Origin of the sequence: Kaistia dalseonensis, from assembly GCF_030814715.1 — a bacterium.
GTDB lineage: Bacteria > Pseudomonadota > Alphaproteobacteria > Rhizobiales > Kaistiaceae > Kaistia > Kaistia dalseonensis.
Map to the genome: position 1 here is coordinate 171,613 of NZ_JAUSVO010000001.1, position 18,101 is coordinate 189,713.

Below are 18,101 nucleotides of genomic sequence, written 5' to 3' on the forward strand. Positions count from 1 at the left end.
TGGAGAGGGAGACTCAGCATGGTGCAAGTCGTCGGTATCGACCACCTCGTGATCCGCGTCGGTGATTACGAAAAATCGAAGGCCTTCTATGGCCGCCTCTTCGCCTTCCTCGGTTTCGAGGTTTTGGGCGACTATGGCGACATGATCGGCTGGACCAATGGCAAGACCCGCTACTGGATCGGCGAGGCCGATGAGGAGGGGAAGAAACACAAGCATCGCATCGGTAATATCGGCTTCCACCATTATGCGTTCGAGTTGCGCAGCCGCCAGGATGTCGACGATCTGGAGGCTTTCCTCAAGCAGGAGGGCACGACGATCGTCGATCCGGCTGCGGAATATTACGAAGACTATTACGCTGTCTTCTTCCTTGATCCCGACGGGCTGAAGCTCGAGGGGATGAAATATGGCGAGCTGACCGCCAAGGCGGCAAAGACGGTGGGCGATTAGCCGCTATTCCGGGCCCTGGATCGATTGCGAGGGCTCCCAGCGAGGGCGCCACGCGGCTAGTCCTTGGTCTCGTGGAAGAAATCATAGATCACCTGCGCCATCTGCTCGGATATGCCGGGCACGCCGAGCAGGTCGGGAATGCTGGCGCGTCCGACGGCCTTTGCCGTGCCGAAATGTGCCAGCAGGGCGCGCTTGCGGGTCGGACCGATGCCATCGATCTCGTCGAGCGGATTCTTGCCGAGGGCCGCCTTGCGTTTCGCCCGATGCGAGCCGATCGCGAAGCGGTGAGCCTCGTCGCGCAGGCGCTGCACAAAATAGAGCACGGGGTCGCGCGGCTGCAGCATGAAGGCCTCGCGACCGGGGATGAAGAACTTCTCGCGGCCCGCATCGCGGTCCGGCCCCTTGGCGATGCCGACCAACGGCACCTCTTCGGTCAAGCCCAGTTCGTCCAATATGCCACGTGCCGCCGAAAGCTGGCCCTGGCCACCATCGATGAAGACCAGATCCGGCCATGGCCCGAAGCCATCCTCGTCGCGTGGCGCGGCCTCCTTGCTGCCGACCTCCTTGACGAGGCGGGAGAAGCGGCGCGTCAGCACCTCGCGCATCATGCCGAAATCGTCGCCCGGCGTGATCTCCTCAGAGCGGATGTTGAACTTCCGGTACTGGTTCTTCACGAAGCCGTTCGGGCCGGCGACGATCATGCCGCCGACGGCATTCGTGCCCATGATGTGGCTGTTGTCGTAGACTTCGATCCGGCGCGGCGTCGCGTCGAGGCCAAAGGCCTGAGCGACCCCCTCAAGCAGACGCGCCTGGCTGGATGTCTCGGCGAGATTGCGGCCGAGCGCCTCGCGCGCGTTCAGCAGCGCATGGTCGACGAGATCCTTCTTCTCGCCGCGCTTCGGGACGGAGATCTCGACCTTGTGCCCGGCATGCTCTGAGAGCGCTTCCGCGATCAGCTCGACTTCGTCGACCTCGTGGCTGAGCAGGATCAGGCGCGGGACGGGCTTGTCCTCGTAGAACTGGGCCAGAAAGGCGCCAAGGATCTCGGCCGCGCCCAGACTCTTGTCCGCGCGCGGATAGAAGGCGTGGTTGCCCCAGTTCTGGCCGGTCCGGAAGAAGAAGACCTGGACGCAGTTCTGGCCGCCCTCCTGATGGACGGCGAGCACATCGGCCTCGTCGACATTCTGCGGGTTGATGCCTTGATGCGCCTGCACATGGCTGAGCGCGGAGATACGGTCACGATAGATCGCGGCCCGCTCGAAATCGAGTTCGGCGCTCGCTTCCTCCATGGCACGGGCAAGCTCAGCCTTGATCGCCGACGACTTGCCGGAGAGGAAGCCCTCTGCCTCCTTGACCAGCTTCGCATAGTCGTCGAGCGCGATCTCGCCGGTGCAGGGCGCCGAGCAGCGCTTGATCTGGAACAGAAGGCACGGCCGCGTGCGGCTCTCATAGACCGAATCGGTGCAGGTCCGGATCAGGAAGGCACGCTGCATGGCGTTGACCGTGCGCCCGACGGCGCCGGCGGAGGCGAACGGCCCAAAATAATCGCCCTTGCGCGCCCTCGCGCCGCGATGCTTGACGAGTTGCGGGGCCTCATGGTCCCCGGTGATCAGGATGTAGGGAAACGACTTGTCGTCGCGCAGCAGCACGTTGAAGCGGGGCCGCAGGCGCTTGATTAGATTGGCTTCCAGCAGCAGCGCCTCGGTCTCGGTGCGCGTGGTGACGAATTCCATCGTCGCCGTCTGCTGGATCATGCGGATGATCCGGTTCGACTGCATGCCGATCCGGGTATAGCTCGTCACGCGCTTCTTGAGATTTCGCGCCTTGCCGACATAGAGGACGGTGCCATTGCGGTCGAACATCCGATAGACGCCGGGCGCATTCGGCAGGCGCGTGACGAAATCGGCAATGACCGCCGCGCCCTGGCCGCGCGGTGTCAGTTCTCCGCCGGGCTCGAACGGCGTATCGATCTCGTCGGGAACCTCGGAGGTGGCGGTTTCCGGCGTATCGGTGATGGTCGGTGTCGTGTTCACTCTTTGATCCCTACGACATCAGGCGTTTCCCAGGCAAGGTGCTGGCCACCGTCGAGCGCGATCATCTGGCCGGTGATCGAGCGCGTCTCATAGAGGTAGCGGATCGTCCGGCCAAATTCCGCGAGATCGGGTCCTCTACGGAGCGGCACCGCCTCGGCCTGTTTGCGGAATTCAGCCACGTCCTGGCGCGGCGAGGGAAGCGTCGGACCGGGGCCGATAGCATTCACGCGAATGCGCGGTGCCAACGCCTGCGCGAGGGTCCGTGTGGCGACCAGAAGCCCGGACTTTGCAAGCTGATAAGATAGGAAATGCGGCGTGGTTTTCCAGGCGCGCTGATCGACCATGTTGACGATCAGGCCTTCCCGGTCCGGTGGAAGCCCCGCTGCAAAGGCATCAGCGAGGAAGACGGGCGCAGCGAGATTGATGTTCGATTGGCGCTGGAAGCGCTCGGCGTCCAGCGCGCCGATGCCGTCCGCCTCGAAGATCGATGCGTTGTTGACCAGAAGCGCTACAGGCCCGAGCGCCTCGGCCGCGAGACGCGGCAAAGCACGCGCGGCTTCAAGGTCGGCGAGATCGGCCATGACGACGGTTGCGCGGCCACCTTCGGCACGCAAGGCCGCGGCGAGGTCTTCGGCGTCGGCCTTCGACTGGTTGCAATGGATCGCCACGGCGAAACCGTTCCGCGCGAGATCCTCCACAATGGCGCGACCGATCCGCTTGGCACCGCCGGTGACGAGCGCCACGCCTTTTTCATCTGCCATGGTCGCTCCGTCCGCGCTGGCCGTTGGGAGAGGGAAGATAGGGTGTCGGGACCAATTCGGTAAGCCTTCATTAGGCTTCGTTAAGTTCGATCAACACCTGCGTCGGCTTTGTGTCGAGCCTTCGAGGCCTCAAGCCGCGGCGAGATCGATTCCGATAGATGATTCAGGGTCGTAGCGGCAGTGTGCGACTTCTGCGCCACAGGACGGCCGTGCCACGTGAACGCCCTAATTCCCGTCTTTTTCCGCCGCATTCCGGCGCTTTATTGGAACCATCGGATCGGGCGAAAGAACAGCTTCTCGATCCCCTGCTTTGTAGCGTTTGTACACTGGAGACTAAGATGCTGCGTATCCGCACCCTCTCCCTGAGCGCCGCCGCGCTCGCCCTCAGCACCGCATCGGTCCTCGCCGCCGACCTGACCTATGAGCCCGCACCGGCTGCGATGGCCGCTCCGGTCGGCTTCTCCTGGACCGGTCCCTATGTCGGCGCCATCGTCGGCTATGGCTGGGGCGATGCCACGGCTCATCACACCTTCTACAATAACTCGGTCAACACCGACGGCGCCCAGATCGGCGTCTATGGCGGCTACAATTTCGACCTCGGCAATCAGATCGTGGTCGGCGCCGAAGCCGATGTGAACTGGGCCGACACCACCGGCTACAACGCACCCGACCGCTTCAAGGAAAACTGGGATTCGACCGTGCGCGCCCGCGCCGGCTACTCCTTCGGCCGTGTGATGGCTTACGGCACGGGCGGTATCGCCTTCGCCGGCGGCAAGGTCGAGACGGCGGCTGGCGACGACAGCAACGCCCATGTCGGCTGGACCGTCGGCGCCGGTGTTGAAGCGGCCGTGACCAACAACATCACCGCCCGCCTCGAATACCAGTACGCCGATTACGGCAAGGAAACCTACAACATCGGCGCCACCAGCACGCCGGTCGACTTCAACACCAACGTGATCCGCGCTGGCGTCGGCTACAAGTTCTGATCCATCCGATCGTATCGATCTGGATCGCAGCGCCGGTGGGGAAACCTACCGGCGTTTTTTGTTGTTGGCAGCGAGGAAACGTCACGCCACCTCCGCGAGGCGACGTGACCGCTATCCCCGGCTTCAGGCGCCGTATTCGGTGCCCTTGAAGAACGCCGCCTGAAGAGCTTCCCAGCTTGCCTTGTCGGGCGCGTAGAGAAGGCCACCATCGCGGTGCCCCGGCAGATAGGGGCTGCCATCGAAGCGGGCCGAATAGCCGCCGGCCTCCTTGTGGATGATCCAGCCGGCCGCGTGATCCCAGAGATTGATCTTCGAGAACAGCGCGAAATGGCTGAAACCGCCGGAGATGAGCCGGTATTCATGCGCAGCGCAGCGATAATTGGCGGCCGAGCGTGAGCGGGCGAGATTGGCGCAGAGCGTCGAGCGGAGCGGCTCCGGCAGCGTCGACCACGAGGCCGTGCCCGACATCTTGTTGACGGCGAGCGGCTCCTCGACCTTCAGGTCGATGCGCACGCCCTCGGGATTTTCCGTCCAGCTGCCTTCCCCGCGCACGCCGATCGTCCAATCGCCGCCGACCGGGTCGAGGATGATGCCGGCGACGATCTCGCCGCGCACGATGACGCCGGCCATGGTACCGAACAGCGGCAGGCCGGAGGCGAAGTTCTTGGTGCCGTCGACCGGGTCGACGGAGAAGGCGAGTTCGGCCCCATCCAGTTCGTCGAGCAGGGCAGGGCGCGCGGCAACGCCTTCTTCGCCAATGATGATCGCGCCCGGAAATGCCGTCCTGAGCGCCGCAGCGATGACCTTCTCCGCGGCCTCGTCGGCATCCGTGACCAGGTCCTCCGCCGAGGACTTCTGCCGGATCGCGCCGGCGCTGAGATGACGGAAGCGGGGCATGATTTCCGTCCTGGCCGCTTCGCGCAGGATTTCAGCGACTGTTTGCGCGTCGCGCACGGTAAAGCTCATCGAGCGTCTCCTTCTGGGGCGAATTCAGGCGGCCGGGCGCGTGGCGTCAAAGGCGGGAACCCGGGCGGCGAAATCGTCGAGAAAAGCGACGAGCCCCGGATAGTCACCGCGCCACGAGCCGGCGAAACGGAGGTCGAGATAGCCGAGCGCGCAGGCCACCGCGATGGTGCCGACATGGATCGGCGCGCCGGGCCCGAGTTCGCCGAGTGCGTCGAGCCCGCGGCCGACCTTGCCGGCATGATGATCGAGCCAGGCGGCGCTGCGCAGCGGTTCTTCTCGCCAGCGCTTCTCATAGACCTGCAGCAGGCTCGCATCCATGATGCCGTCGGCAAGCGCCTGCATCACGAGGGCCGGATAGCGCTCTTCCGGGGCGGCCGGGATGACGATGCCGCCGCCCGCAAGATGATCGAGATAGTCCGCGATTACGCGGGAATCGTAGATCACCATGCCGTCTTCGAGGATGAGCGCCGGGATCTTGCCGAGCGGGTTCTGACTGCGCAGCGTGTCGCCGGGATCGGCCGTATCGGCGGCGACGATCTCGATCCCGTCGATCAGGCCCAATATGCGCGCGACGATCTTGACCTTCCGGCCAAAGGGCGAGGCGGGAGAGCTGCGCAGAATGAGCATGGATGGCCCTTGATGTTGTTCAGCGAACAGGTGGCATGACAAGGCGATCGCGGCGACAGGCGCCCCGGTCGACCTCAGGACAGGAACGGAAGCGCAGGTCGCGCGTGAGGCAGATCCGCACTTCCTTCAGCCGGCGCGAATCGCAGGCGACTGCGATGCCGTCCTTGCGCAGCCCCGGATTGGCAGCGATGAACGCGCCTTCGACCGAGGCCGGCGAGACGTCGAGATAATCCGTGGGATCGACGAAGGTCTCAGGAATCGTGATCGCCGCCTTGGCGCGGCGAACGAGTTCGAAATAAGCGGGCTGCGACAGTCCCGTGCAGGTACCGTGCTGCTGCCATTCATGGCGGATGAGCGACGGGCTCGGCATGATGTCGAGCATCCTGGCGACCGTATCGCGCGGCACGAAATTCTGCAGGTTGCTCGGGCAGTCACGCGGATAGCCGCGCTCATATTGCGGCCAGAGACCATGCACGACGAATGCGAACGGCCGGCCACCGCACTGGACGCGGTCCATCCGGCCCTGATCTTGGCAATAGGTCGGCGACCAGGACAGCGACAGCACGTAGAAATCGAAATCGCCCGGCGTATCGGCCCGTGCCGCGACTGCAGAAAACGAAACCAGCAACGCGCAAAACAATGCGCGCCAGCCGGTTTCAATCCAGCAGCGCCAGCGAGGACTCATCGCTGCAATCAGTTGCGCAGCGTGCGGCAGTTGCCGTCATAGACGCGCCAGGGATCCTGGCCGGGAATGCAGAACTCGACGCCCCAGCCGATCGACGCGAAACCCTGCCGCTCTTCGATCAGATAGTAGACATTCGCCTCGCGACCGTCCGAGACCGCGACGCGGGCATGGCAGAAGCGGCGGTCGATCAGGCCGGGATAGCCCGGCTTGAAGCTGGTCTGGTCGATGCGCTGAAAATCGCCGATCGAGAGGCCGGTCTTCCAGGTCACGTCATTGGCCCAGTTGACGCGCTTGGTGATGTCGTTGGTGACCGAGGGGTCATCGCAGAGCGGGACGCGGCCCCGGTCGAGGCTGCCCGCCTGGGCGGCGCCGGCGGCAAGTATCAGCAGTGCAGACGCGAACAGAGCGCGGATCATGGCATCGATTCCCCAAGGAGCCCATATTGGAACGATGCGCCAGCGGCGCCTTCACGGTCAAGCGCCACCGTCGGCAACGGTGAACAGTTTGTCGCCCTGTGTCAGTCTGGCATCGGCGGCCACGCGGCGTCACATGAGGGCCAACAGATTTTTTCGGAGCAGTGACATGGGACTTCTGGTCGACGGCGTCTGGCATGACGAATGGTATGACACGAAAAAGACGGGCGGCCGCTTCCAGCGCAGCGTCGCCGGCTTCCGCAACTGGGTGACCGCCGATGGCAGCCCCGGGCCGACCGGCGTTGGTGGCTTCAAGGCCGAGGCGGGGCGCTATCACCTCTATATTGCGCGCGCCTGCCCCTGGGCGCATCGCACCATGATCTTCCGCGCGCTCAAGGGCCTCGAGGACGTCATCGACTATTCGGTCGTCAACTGGCTCATGCTCGAAAACGGCTGGACCTTCGATCCCGGCCCCGGCGTGACACCCGACGTGCTGAACGGCGCGCATTACCTCTATGAGATTTACCGGAAGGCCGATCCCGACTATACCGGCCGCGTCACCGTGCCCGTCCTCTGGGACAAGCAGACGCAGACGATCGTCTCGAACGAATCCTCCGAGATCATCCGCATGCTCAACACCGCCTTCGACGGCATTGGTGCGAAGGCAGGCGACTATTACCCCGAGGCGCTGCGCCCCGAAATCGATGCGCTCAATACCCGCATCTACGACACGGTCAATAACGGTGTCTACAAGGCCGGCTTCGCGACGACGCAGGCCGCCTATGAGGAGGCCGTGAAGCCGCTCTTCGAAAGCCTCGACTGGCTCGAAGCGATCCTGTCGAAGCAGCGTTACCTGACCGGCAACCAGCTGACCGAGGCCGACTGGCGGCTCTGGACCACGCTGCTGCGCTTCGATCCGGTCTATGTCGGCCACTTCAAGACCAATCTGAAGCGGCTCGTCGACTACCCCGCGCTCTGGTCCTATACGCGCGAGCTCTACCAGATGCCGGGCATTCGCGAGACGGTCGATTTCGACCATATCAAGAAGCACTATTACCAGAGCCACAAGACGATCAACCCGACCGGCGTCGTGCCGATGGGGCCGATCCTCGATTTCGACGCGCCCGGCACGCGCGGCTACTGAGATCCCGCCGGTCGCGCTCTCTCGAGCGAGAGCGCGATTCGGCCGGACTATTCCTCGCCGCGAATCCACCAGACGCGGCGGCCGGCCTTGTCGGTCTCGCCCAGGATCGGGGCGAGGCCGGTCAGAAGGTCGTCGATCGTCACGTCGAGCTGCCAGGGCGGATTGACCAGGATCAGCCCCGTGCCGTTGAAGCGATCCGGCGTGGCGCGCTCGCGGATCCAGAGCTCGGCCGCCAGGATCTTGGCGATCCCGGTATCGAACAGCCGCTTGTGGAAATTCTTCACCGCGCCGATATCCTTGATCGGATACCAGAGCGCGTAGGTGCCGGTCGGCCAGCGGCGATAGGCCTTCTCCAGTCCCTCGACCATCGTCTTGAATTCGTCCGGCTGCTCGAAGGGCGGATCGATCAGCACGAGGCCGCGCCGCTCCTTGGGCGGCACGAAGGAACCGAGCGCCAGCCAGCCGTCGAGCTCGATCGCCTTGACCTGGATGTCGCCGGCGAAGGCTTCCGCCAGCGTCTTGTAATCCTCCGGATGCAGTTCCACCGCCGTCATGCGGTCGATGCCGCGCAGCGAATGGCGGATGATCCAGGGCGAGCCCGGATAGGTCTCGAACGTGCCCGGGCGGTTGGCCGCCGCGATCGCCGCGAAATAGGGCGCCAGCGCCTCGGCGAGCTTGCGCGTCAGCGGCGTCGCCGGCTTGCCTTCGCTGTTCATCAGCCGGCCGATGCCGTTCTTCCATTCGCCGGTCTTCGCCGCGAGCGGGCCGTTCAGGTCGTATGACCCGACCCCCGCATGCGTGTCGATGACACGGAAGGCCTTGTCCTTGGCCTTCATGTGCTGGATCAGCAGCGCGAGGATGGCGTGCTTGACGACATCCGCGTAATTGCCGGCGTGGTAGGCGTGACGGTAATTCATGCCTGCTCTTACCAGAGGACACCCCCGGGAGAAAGCCACGGGATCGCGGCGATCCGCACGGCCGCCGCATCCACGCGTCGCGCCCGCATCAGCCGCCACTCCGCCGCGAGCGCCGCGGCCATGGCGGCGAATATCACGACCGCTGGGCGACCGGCAGCCGCGCCATGCGGGCGACATTGACAGGCCTCGTCATACGGGCGCGCCCGCGCGGGCCTTGCGGCCGGCGGCGCGGGTTGTCCCGGCGCGGGCCGGGATGGCCCGGCGATGGCCCGGGGGAGGCGGATGCGCGAGAAGCACCGCTTGGGGGTATTTCCGTATATGGCGCTTATCGCGCATCCGCCGCGGCGGTTTCTGTCCTGCGATCGGCCCTGGCGGGGGGGAGACGGCTCGACGCGCGCAGCGCGAAGGCACTCGGACGTCCGTGCTCCTGGCCGGGGTTGATCGCGGCGGAGGAACGGACCGATCTCCAACCCTGGTGCGCGGCACGATGGATGCCGCTCACGACGGATCATAGTGTCCGCTGGCATGATCGCAGGCCTCGCGGAGACGAAGGACCGGTTTCCCCCGCCTGCACGCGCCGCTCCCTTCGGACGCATCAGGCAAGGACCGGATCCAGGCCCGCCCCCGGCGCGTCACGGGATGAAGGGAGCATGCCGGAAAGGGGAGGGATATGTCAAGGAAATTATTCCTATGTCGAGGCCCATGCACTGGTGGACGCCAATCGAAGGACGGCGCGGCCCGCTCCCCGCACCAGTATCCCTCTCCAGTGCCGTCATCCCCGCGCAAGCGGGGACCCATTCAGCCGGAGCATTGGGAAGGACAGCGGCCCGGCATCACGGCTGGATGGATCCCGGGTCTCCGCTACGCTCCGCCCGGGATGACGGCCTGTGGCCGGGTTTGGCGGTTCATCCGAACCGTCATGGCCGGGCCTGTCCCGGCCATCCACGCCTTGCTGTTACCTGCTCAGGCGCATCACGGTCGCAAGCAAGACGTGGATGCCCGCAATGAATGCGGGCATGACGGCTTTGATGTTGGACTGCCCATGACGCCCCACACTCCGCTGAACCCGCCCCTTGCGGGCGGGTCAAAACCGCGAGGCGGTTTTGGGGCGGGGGCGGGTTGCAGGGGCCGGATACCGGCTCTTCAGAACGCACCGAAAGCAAGAACGCCTCGGCTTCGCCAAGGCTAACCCCGCCCCGAAAACGCGGGGCGCTTTCGACCCGCCCGCAAGGGGCGGGTTAAGGGGAGCTACGCCCTGCCGCTTCTGCCATCCTCTCGACCTGGCGCGGCCCCTTTCCAGCGCCGTCGTTGGCCCTCCAGCGCCGTCATCCCCGCGAAAGCGGGGACCCATTCAGCCGGAGCATTGGGAAGAGCAGGCGTCCGGCATCACGGCTGCATGGGTCCCGGGTCTCGGCTGCGCTCCGCCCGGGATGACGGCGTTCGGGGAGGGCGCTCTCCGTCCCCGAGGCCGAGCCCACGGCACGCGCCCGACAAGCCGCACCGTCAACGCCCCAAGCTCGGCCCAAACCCTCCCCCCGAGGGAGGGTCAAAACCGCAAGGCGGTTTTGGGGAGGGGGCACGTTGTCGAGGCCCGGCCTCCGCCGTCTCCCCGTCCCGCCGACGCCCATACCAAACTCTGGCATTGCCGGGCTCGACCCGGCAATGCCAGTGCTGAGCGTCGAGTCGGCGGCCATTTGGTCGATCTAGCGAACCGGGCGACCTGCGGCTATGGTCATGCCAACGCGTCTTCATCAAATAAAGAGCCCCTAGATGAACCCTGTTATTCGTGCTCAGTTACGTGACTTCGCTAAGGCAAATTCCATTACAGCTTACTCACCCGAAAAACAGTTCGAGATTTACAGCATATTTTCAATAATGAGTGGCTTGCTCGGGGAAAACATCGACGCGTACGATGTTCATCTAGAAGGTGATGAATTTGGTGTTGATGGTATTACTGTAGTAATACAGGGTGAGGCCGTTCAGACGCGCGCGGAAGCGGAGGAAAAGCTTGGTGCAATTCAGAACGCATCTGTCGAATTCATTTTCTTTCAATCAAAGACGAGTACAAGTTTTGACTATGGTGAAATTTCGAAGTTTTTCGATGCGATACTTGGATTCTTTAAAGGGGATCTTGGAGGTGAGAGTGATCAAGTTGATGATCTAATTGGTGCGATGGATGCTGTATATGAAAATGGCGTGGGGAAACGCAATCCGAAGCTGAGTTGCTACTATGTGGCGACTGGAAACTATGAGGAGCCCGTTAGGATTGAAAAACTGCGCGCGAATTTCCGGGGGCAACTTGAGGAGTTGAACATCTTCGATGCGAAGACGATCACTATCGAGATGGTTGGGGCGCGTAATCTGCAACAGTGGTACCGAGCGGCAACTTCCGCCGTGGAGGTCGAAATCGACTTTCCGCGGAATGTAGTCATGCCCAGTAACGGGCATGTCGAGGAAGCTTATATCGGCTACATTGATGCCGCAAATTTGCTAAAACTTTATATATCGAAAGATGCTGACAACAAGGTTGTTGGCATAAATCGGGCCGTATTTTTTGATAACATTCGTGATTATGACGCTAAATCGAAGATAAATCGGGCAATAAAAGACAGTGTTCGTGTGGGTGGCGGCGCGGAGTTCGTCTTTAGAAATAACGGAATTACGGTGGTTTCGAAGAATATCGATCGAACCGGCGATAGATTTCGTCTTGAGGACTTTCAGATTGTAAATGGATGCCAAACGAGCAATGTCATTTTCGATCTCGTCTATGGCGATCAAGGAGCGGAGGGATCTGGTGATCAGAGTTTAGTTGCTTCGATCCAGGTTCCATTTCGACTTATTGGATCAAGGGACGATGAATTCGTGTCGTCAATTATCGTCGGTACCAATAGACAAAACCCAGTACGGGATGAGCAGTTTTGGGCGTTGCGTCCATTCATGAAGAGTTTTGAGGAGTATTGCAGGAGCCTAGATTCAGAGGAGATTATATATTTCGAGAGGCGAGACAACCAGTATCGTAATCAGGCAATAGAGCGAACCCGTGTAATGCAACCGTCAGTATTGATGAAAGCGGTTGCGGCTTGTTTGCTGTTTCAGCCACAAAGGGCCGCGCGAGATTATAGGGGTATACTATCTGAATATGAAAATATTATATTTCTTGATGATCAAGATGTTAGAATATATCATGCCGTGGCATATTTATACTATCGTCTTGAGTTTTTGTGGCGGAACCAGCGCATCGAGAGTAGTTACAAGACATTTAGGTACTATATATTGGCGGGTATTGGCCTCAAATTGACTAATTCGACCAATGTGTTTTCCATGAAGAAAGGAAAACTAACGGCTGTGGCTGAGTCGCTAATTGAGACTTGCAAGGATGAAGAAGTTCTGAAGAAGGCTGTTGAGGAAGTCGTTGGTATTGTGCATGAGCGATTGAAGGCGACAGGAGTCACAGGGCAAGAGAGAATTCGTGATGCGATTAGGTCTGAAGGGTTTGCGTCTGCATTTCGTGAGAAATATGCGCATCCAGGTGCGTCGGTAAAGAAATAGACCCGTCATTTGCTGTACGGATGTGCGTGGACGCGCGTTCTATTCGATAGAATAGTGAACGAGGTCCAGCTGGCGGCTTGTATCCTCTCCAGTGAAGGATCGAGGCTGTACGAATCGACGGTGATCGGTCGACGTGTCCCTGGCTCCTCCATCTCTTGGCCAACTCATGCTATCCTCCACCCATCATCCGGAGGCCGCCGCCATGCCCCCAGACCCGTCACCCCCACACATCCCCGGCCCGGTTCGGGCTGATCAGGATCGGTTTGGCGCGTCGTTTCCCTTTCTGAACGGCCGGTTTGATTGCAAGATTTCGGCGCTGGATACGGCAGGCGGGATGTGTGCCTTCGATACGCTGCGCTTTGAGCGTGGCGGGCCGCCGCTGCATATCCATCATGATCAGGACGAGTGGTTCTTCGTGCGCGAGGGCGAGTTCCTGTTCCAGGTCGGGACGGAGCGGTTTCGGCTCGGGCCGGGCGACAGCATTCTGGGGCCGCGCGGCGTGCCGCACGCCTTCGCCAATTGGAGCCCGACGGGGCGGCTCATGGTGCTGTTCCAGCCCGCAGGCCTGATGGAGGCGTTCTTCCGGGCCGGCAGCGCGATCGGCAAGGCGATGACGCCGGAGCGCTTCGCGACGCTCTCGCGCGAGCACGGCATGGAGGTCGTCGGCCCGCCGCTCGTGATCGGCTGAGGCGAGCGGGCGTCCACCCGCTGGCGCCGGGCGCCGGGGAGGGCGCTGGCGGAGGCGGCGGGAATGGTGCGGCTGGGCGGCGTGGCGCCGCCGGTTTTTCCGCCCGCGCCGGGCGCTCGCGGCGCGCCTGTCGGGCCGGGTCGTCGCGCCGGCGCGCTTGCCCCCTCGACCGCGTCGCTGCATCGCGTCATAAACGGGCGATCAGCACGGAACCCCACGCCCCATGAACGCTCCCGTCTATCCCCGCACCGGCTTTTCCGCCTGCCCGCATGATTGCCCCTCCACCTGCGCGCTCGATGTCGAGCTCTTGGCGGAAAATCGGATCGGGCGCATTCGCGGGGCCAAGGACAATGATTACACCAAGGGCGTCATCTGCGCGAAGGTCGCGCGCTATGCCGAGCGGATTCATAATCCGAACCGCCTGACGCAATCCCTTCGCCGCAAAGGCGAAAAGGGCTCCGGCGAATGGCAGGTGATCGATTTCGAGGATGCGCTGGACGAGATCGCGGAGGCCTTCCTGAAGGCCGAGGCGCGGCTCGGCGCCGAGACGGTCTGGCCCTATTATTACGCCGGCACGATGGGCCTCGTGCAGCGCGACGGCATCAACCGGCTGCGCCACGCGAAGAAATATTCCGGCTTTTACGGCACGATCTGCACCAATATGGCCTGGACGGGCTATATCGCCGGAGCGGGCGCGATCGCCGGCTCCGATCCGCGCGAAATGGCGAAAGCGGACTGCGTCGTGATCTGGGGCACCAATGCGGTCGCGACCCAGGTCAACGTCATGACCCATGCGATCCAGGCGCGGAAGGATCGCGGCGCCAAGATCGTGGCGATCGACATCTACCAGAACGAGACGATGAAGCAGGCCGATCTCGCGCTCTGTCTGAAGCCGGGCACCGACGGGGCGCTCGCCTGCGCCGTCATGCATGTGCTCTTCCGCGACGGGCTGGCGGACCGCGCCTATCTCGCCGCCTATACCGACGCGCCGGAAGCGCTCGAGGCGCATCTGGCGGAGAAGACGCCGGCATGGGCTGCGGCGATCACCGGGCTTTCGGTCGCGGAGATCGAGACCTTTGCGCGGCTGGTCGGCACGACCAGGCGCACCTTCTTCCGGTTGGGCTACGGCTTTTCGCGGCAGCGGAACGGCGCGGTCGCGATGCACGCCGCGCTCTCCATTCCCGCCGTTTCGGGCGCCTGGCAATATGAGGGCGGTGGCGCGTTTCATTCCAATAGCGGCATCTTCCATCTCGACAAGACCGCGATCGAGGGGCTGGACCTGCTCGATCCCACCGTGCGCCAGCTCGACCAGTCGCGCACCGGGCCGGTGCTGACGGGCGATGCCGACGCGCTGAAGGGCGGGCCGCCGGTGACGGCGATGATCGTGCAGAACACCAATCCGGTGACGGTCTGCCCCGACCAGACGCTGGTGAAGCGCGGCTTCGCGCGCGACGATCTCTTCGTCGCCGTGCACGAGCAGATCATGACCGATACGGCGAAGATGGCCGATATCGTGCTGCCGGCGACGATGTTCCTGGAGCATGACGACATCTACAAGGGCGGCGGCCACCAATATCTGATCCTGGGGCCGAAGCTGGTCGAGCCGCCCGAGGGCTGCCGCACCAATCATCAGGTGATCGCGGGCCTGGCGCGCCGGCTCGGCCTCGATCATCCGGGCTTCGCCATGAACGAGCGCGAGCATATCGACGCCATGCTGCAGCGCTCCGGCTGGGGCACGCTGGCGGATCTCGAAGAAAAGCGCTGGATCGATTGCCAGAGCGATTTCGAGACCGCGCATTTCCTGAACGGTTTTGGCCATCCGGACCGGAAATTCCATTTCCGCGTCGACTGGGCCTCGGTCAATAACGAGAATTACGGCCCGGTCGGCCCCGTCGCCGACATGCCGACGCTGCCGGATCACTGGGCGGCGGCGATCGAAGCGGCCGATGACGCGCACCCCTTCCGCCTCGCGACCTCGCCGGCGCGGCAGTTCCTCAATTCCTCCTTCAACGAGACGCCGAGCTCGATCGGCCGCGAGGGACGGCCGGAATTGATGATCCATCCCGAGGACGCCGCTTCGCTCGGCATCGCGGCCGGCGATCTGGTGGTGATCGGCAATGCGCGCGGCGAGGTCCGCGTGCATGCGCGGCTCTTCGAAGGGCTGAAGCGCGGCGTGGTGATCTCCGAAGGGCTCTGGCCGAACAGCGCCTTCGTCGGCGGCAACGGCATCAACACGCTGACCGGCGCCGACCCCGTCGCCCCCTTCGGCGGCGCGGCGGTGCATGACAGCAAGGTCTGGGTCAAGGCGGTTTAGACCGGGACAGGCTCAGCGTCCGCTCCCGCAGGCGGGAGAGGGGCGGCCGTTGCGGCCGCTCCTCCTTGCCCTGTGCCGGTTATTCCGGGGTCTTGATCGGACGGGTGGAGGCGAGGTTGATGCCGGGCTCGGCGAGCTTCAGCAGGTGCAGGTTCCACTTGTCGACGATCTTGTCATAGACGCCTTCGGCATAGACCGCCTTCAGGGCCGCGAGCATCGCCTCGGCGAGCTTGGTGTTCGACTTGTCGACGATGGCACCCAGATAGATCTTCGGCAAGAGCGGGCTCTCGATCACCTTGATGGGTTGCGTGGCCTGCTTCTGGATGTCGTCCACCGCCGCCGCGTCGCTCAAGGCGAAGTCGATGCGATTGGAGTAGAGCGCGAGCAGAACCTGCGAGGCGGCCGGGAACTCGGAGACCTCGATCGGTGGCTTGCCATTAGCGACGCAGTGCTTCGAGAAAATGTTGCGCACCATGTCGCCGAAATCAATGCCGGTCTGGACGGCGGTCTTGAGACCGCAGAGCGAGAGCGGATCTTCGGTGATCTTGGAATTGGCCTCGACCGCGTAGATCGCCGCGGCGCCATACCAGAAATTGATGAAGGTCACGACCTCTTCGCGCTCGGGCCGATCCGAAAGGCAGGCGAAGGCGGCGTCGGTACGCTTGCTCTGCACGCCGGGAATGATGCCGCCGAAATCGATCGAGCTGGCCTCGACCTTGAGGCCGAGTTTCTGCGCGATCGCAGTCCAGACATCAGGCTCGAAGCCTATGATCGTCTTTCCGTCTTCGGCAAAGAACTCGCAAGGCGGATAATGCGCGTCGGTCGCGACCGTCAGCACGCCGCTCGCGCGGATGTCATCCGGCAGCATCGCATTGAGCGCCGGGTCCATCTGGAGCGTCGGAATATCGCTGGCGGCATGGGCCACGCTCGCGGCAAGGGGGAGAAAGCCCATCAGCAGGGCGAGTATCTGGCAGATCAGTCTTAGTCGCATCGGGATCTCCGGTTCTGTGTAGGTCTCACTTCGGTGCCGCGGGGCGGCAGCCGGACGGGGAAGGCCGGTGCGACGCTCGCGCGTCGCTTCGGTAGATGCGCTTGGCCATGAGCAATCTCGTCTCTGGCGCAATGCCAACGGAAGATGGATAGCAAGTGACATGCCATCGCTTGGAATTAAGCGAACGTTCAATTAAATCAGGACGAATAGTGTCGTTGCTGCCGCCGCCGCGATCCATCTGTCGGAGGAATGCGCATGGCGATGATCAGATTTTGCGCAGTCCAGGCTCGATCACTCGCAAGCTGCGACGTGAGGCATTCAACCCACTTCCGGCCGGAGCGACGCCATGGCGGACGCCGGATTGCCGGAAAACCTCCACTTCGCCGCGGAATTGCCGGCTCGGAGAGGGAGGAGGGGCGTGCGGTCACCGTGCCCGCATCGATCGCTGGAGCGACGGTTTCATCGGATGACGCGGCGACCGTCCTTCATCGAGCGCCCGAATGCGGAGGTCTTGACGTCGTTCGCGCACGGACCGTATGGTCGCATTAATCAAATGTTTAATTAGCATGGCGCCTCGGTGCAGGCGCTCGCCTCATGGAAGGATGCGGAATGACAGAGCGCGTCGATATCGCCGGGACGGACTCGGCTCCGGAGCAGGGCTATGTGCCGACACCGGAGGACATTGATGCCTTCCATCGCGATGGTGTCGTCTGCCTGCGTGGCGCGCTGTCGCCGGAATGGATCGCCACGATCGAGCGCGCGATCGATGCCGTCCTCATCGATCCGGGCACCGGGGCCAAATACGCCGACGCCGCACAGAGAGGCTTCTTCCAGGATTCCAACAATTGGCGTCGCATCCCGGCGCTGAGCGATTTTGTGTGGCGATCGCCGGCCTCGCGTATCGCCTCCGCCTTGCTCGGGTCGCGCAAGATCAATTTTCTGCAGGATCACATCCTCGTCAAGGAACCGAATACGGACAAGCCGACGCTCTGGCATCAGGATCAGCCCTACAGCCCGATCGACGGGCCGGACTTCCTGACGATGTGGATCGCCGTCGACAGCGTGCCGCTCGATCGCAGCCTCCGTTTCGTCCGTGGCTCCCATGCTCCCGGCGTGTGGTATCGTCCGCGCCATTTCGCGACGGGGGCGCTGCGCGACGGCGATGATCCACGATGGGTGCCGACGCCCGATATCGATGGCGATCCGGAGGCCTTCCCGGTCATATCGTGGCCGGTGGAGCCGGGTGATATCGTCGTCTTTCAGGGGCTGACGCTGCACGGAGCGAGCGGAAACAACTCGGCGAGTGCGCGGCGGCGCGTGCTGTCGGCGCGATGGACCGGGGACGATGCGCGCTTCGTGCGCCGTGCCGGACCCATGTCGCCACCGCCGCCGGAAGCCGATGCACCGATGGATGGCGCCGCAGTTGACTGTCCGGCGTTCCCCGTCGTGCTGGGCCATTAGCCACGCGATCCGCCCATTCGGCCGAACGCTCTCTACGCCCGGAATTGCGCAGGATCCGTCTCCGTGGTTCCGTCAGCGCCGATGACGAGCGCCAGCGCATGCCTTGGCATGTCTGGCGC

The 18,101-nt window shown here is 63.2% G+C and carries 15 protein-coding genes; 7 read left to right on the forward strand and 8 right to left on the reverse strand.

Annotation, left to right across the window (positions count from 1 at the left end; translation table 11 throughout):
* The first annotated feature begins 18 nt into the window (after window positions 1–18).
* Window positions 19–447: a VOC family protein gene (locus QO014_RS00820; RefSeq protein ID WP_266346753.1), complete on the forward strand. Its 429-nt coding sequence runs from the start codon at window positions 19–21 to the stop codon at window positions 445–447.
* A 56-nt stretch (window positions 448–503) separates the two neighbouring features.
* Here the strand turns inward: QO014_RS00820 and uvrC are convergent, their stop codons facing one another.
* Together uvrC and QO014_RS00830 are read right to left on the reverse strand one after the other, a co-directional pair.
* Complete coding sequence (gene uvrC, locus QO014_RS00825) at window positions 504–2,417, reverse strand: excinuclease ABC subunit UvrC (protein ID WP_370877102.1); 1,914 nt, start codon at window positions 2,415–2,417, stop codon at window positions 504–506.
* A gap of 59 nt (window positions 2,418–2,476) precedes the next feature.
* Window positions 2,477–3,241 (reverse strand): SDR family oxidoreductase, encoded by a 765-nt coding sequence (locus QO014_RS00830; protein WP_266346754.1) that lies wholly within the window; start codon window positions 3,239–3,241, stop codon window positions 2,477–2,479.
* A 338-nt stretch (window positions 3,242–3,579) separates the two neighbouring features.
* Between QO014_RS00830 and QO014_RS00835 the strand changes: the two genes are divergently transcribed.
* Window positions 3,580–4,227, forward strand: coding sequence for an outer membrane protein (locus tag QO014_RS00835; protein ID WP_266346755.1), 648 nt, complete (start codon window positions 3,580–3,582; stop codon window positions 4,225–4,227).
* 123 nt (window positions 4,228–4,350) lie between these two features.
* Here the strand turns inward: QO014_RS00835 and QO014_RS00840 are convergent, their stop codons facing one another.
* From QO014_RS00840 to QO014_RS00855, 4 genes are all read right to left on the reverse strand, one after another.
* Window positions 4,351–5,193, reverse strand: a complete 843-nt coding sequence (locus tag QO014_RS00840; RefSeq protein ID WP_266346756.1) for an inositol monophosphatase family protein — start codon at window positions 5,191–5,193, stop codon at window positions 4,351–4,353.
* Between the two features lie 24 nt (window positions 5,194–5,217).
* Entirely contained in the window at window positions 5,218–5,820 is a 603-nt protein-coding gene (locus tag QO014_RS00845) for a glutathione S-transferase family protein (protein WP_266346757.1), read from the reverse strand.
* A gap of 19 nt (window positions 5,821–5,839) precedes the next feature.
* Window positions 5,840–6,448, reverse strand: coding sequence for a ribonuclease T2 family protein (locus QO014_RS00850; RefSeq protein ID WP_266346758.1), 609 nt, complete (start codon window positions 6,446–6,448; stop codon window positions 5,840–5,842).
* A gap of 65 nt (window positions 6,449–6,513) precedes the next feature.
* Window positions 6,514–6,921: a hypothetical protein gene (locus QO014_RS00855; protein ID WP_266346759.1), complete on the reverse strand. Its 408-nt coding sequence runs from the start codon at window positions 6,919–6,921 to the stop codon at window positions 6,514–6,516.
* Between the two features lie 166 nt (window positions 6,922–7,087).
* Between QO014_RS00855 and QO014_RS00860 the strand changes: the two genes are divergently transcribed.
* Window positions 7,088–8,062: a glutathione S-transferase family protein gene (locus tag QO014_RS00860; protein WP_266346760.1), complete on the forward strand. Its 975-nt coding sequence runs from the start codon at window positions 7,088–7,090 to the stop codon at window positions 8,060–8,062.
* A 47-nt stretch (window positions 8,063–8,109) separates the two neighbouring features.
* Here the strand turns inward: QO014_RS00860 and QO014_RS00865 are convergent, their stop codons facing one another.
* Window positions 8,110–8,979 carry a 23S rRNA (adenine(2030)-N(6))-methyltransferase RlmJ gene (locus QO014_RS00865; protein WP_266346761.1) on the reverse strand — a complete coding sequence of 290 codons (870 nt, stop codon included), beginning with the start codon at window positions 8,977–8,979 and terminating at the stop codon, window positions 8,110–8,112.
* Window positions 8,980–10,749: 1,770 nt separating this feature from the next.
* Between QO014_RS00865 and QO014_RS00870 the strand changes: the two genes are divergently transcribed.
* From QO014_RS00870 to QO014_RS00880, 3 genes are all read left to right on the forward strand, one after another.
* Window positions 10,750–12,528 (forward strand): AIPR family protein, encoded by a 1,779-nt coding sequence (locus QO014_RS00870; protein WP_266346762.1) that lies wholly within the window; start codon window positions 10,750–10,752, stop codon window positions 12,526–12,528.
* Window positions 12,529–12,862: 334 nt separating this feature from the next.
* On the forward strand, window positions 12,863–13,216 hold the full coding sequence (locus QO014_RS00875; protein ID WP_266346763.1) for a cupin domain-containing protein: 354 nt from the start codon (window positions 12,863–12,865) through the stop codon (window positions 13,214–13,216).
* A gap of 223 nt (window positions 13,217–13,439) precedes the next feature.
* The gene (locus QO014_RS00880; protein WP_266346764.1) at window positions 13,440–15,530 is read left to right on the forward strand and encodes a molybdopterin-containing oxidoreductase family protein; all 2,091 of its coding nucleotides are present in this window, start codon (window positions 13,440–13,442) and stop codon (window positions 15,528–15,530) included.
* A 79-nt stretch (window positions 15,531–15,609) separates the two neighbouring features.
* Here QO014_RS00880 and QO014_RS00885 read toward each other — a convergent pair whose 3' ends face one another.
* Entirely contained in the window at window positions 15,610–16,521 is a 912-nt protein-coding gene (locus tag QO014_RS00885; RefSeq protein WP_266346765.1) for an ABC transporter substrate-binding protein, read from the reverse strand.
* A gap of 609 nt (window positions 16,522–17,130) precedes the next feature.
* Between QO014_RS00885 and QO014_RS00890 the strand changes: the two genes are divergently transcribed.
* Complete coding sequence (locus tag QO014_RS00890; RefSeq protein WP_266346766.1) at window positions 17,131–17,982, forward strand: phytanoyl-CoA dioxygenase family protein; 852 nt, start codon at window positions 17,131–17,133, stop codon at window positions 17,980–17,982.
* Window positions 17,983–18,101: the final 119 nt, after the last annotated feature.

Excerpts from the sequence above, each read along its gene's own strand:
- QO014_RS00820 (WP_266346753.1), top strand. The coding sequence starts at position 19 with ATGGTGCAAGTCGTCGGTATCGACCACCTCGTGATCCGCGTCGGTGAT.
- QO014_RS00830 (WP_266346754.1), bottom strand. The coding sequence starts at position 3,241 with ATGGCAGATGAAAAAGGCGTGGCGCTCGTCACCGGCGGTGCCAAGCGG.
- QO014_RS00835 (WP_266346755.1), top strand. The coding sequence starts at position 3,580 with ATGCTGCGTATCCGCACCCTCTCCCTGAGCGCCGCCGCGCTCGCCCTC.
- QO014_RS00840 (WP_266346756.1), bottom strand. The coding sequence starts at position 5,193 with ATGAGCTTTACCGTGCGCGACGCGCAAACAGTCGCTGAAATCCTGCGC.
- QO014_RS00845 (WP_266346757.1), bottom strand. The coding sequence starts at position 5,820 with ATGCTCATTCTGCGCAGCTCTCCCGCCTCGCCCTTTGGCCGGAAGGTC.
- QO014_RS00855 (WP_266346759.1), bottom strand. The coding sequence starts at position 6,921 with ATGATCCGCGCTCTGTTCGCGTCTGCACTGCTGATACTTGCCGCCGGC.
- QO014_RS00860 (WP_266346760.1), top strand. The coding sequence starts at position 7,088 with ATGGGACTTCTGGTCGACGGCGTCTGGCATGACGAATGGTATGACACG.
- QO014_RS00865 (WP_266346761.1), bottom strand. The coding sequence starts at position 8,979 with ATGAATTACCGTCACGCCTACCACGCCGGCAATTACGCGGATGTCGTC.
- QO014_RS00870 (WP_266346762.1), top strand. The coding sequence starts at position 10,750 with ATGAACCCTGTTATTCGTGCTCAGTTACGTGACTTCGCTAAGGCAAAT.
- QO014_RS00875 (WP_266346763.1), top strand. The coding sequence starts at position 12,863 with ATGTGTGCCTTCGATACGCTGCGCTTTGAGCGTGGCGGGCCGCCGCTG.
- QO014_RS00880 (WP_266346764.1), top strand. The coding sequence starts at position 13,440 with ATGAACGCTCCCGTCTATCCCCGCACCGGCTTTTCCGCCTGCCCGCAT.
- QO014_RS00885 (WP_266346765.1), bottom strand. The coding sequence starts at position 16,521 with ATGCGACTAAGACTGATCTGCCAGATACTCGCCCTGCTGATGGGCTTT.
- QO014_RS00890 (WP_266346766.1), top strand. The coding sequence starts at position 17,131 with ATGACAGAGCGCGTCGATATCGCCGGGACGGACTCGGCTCCGGAGCAG.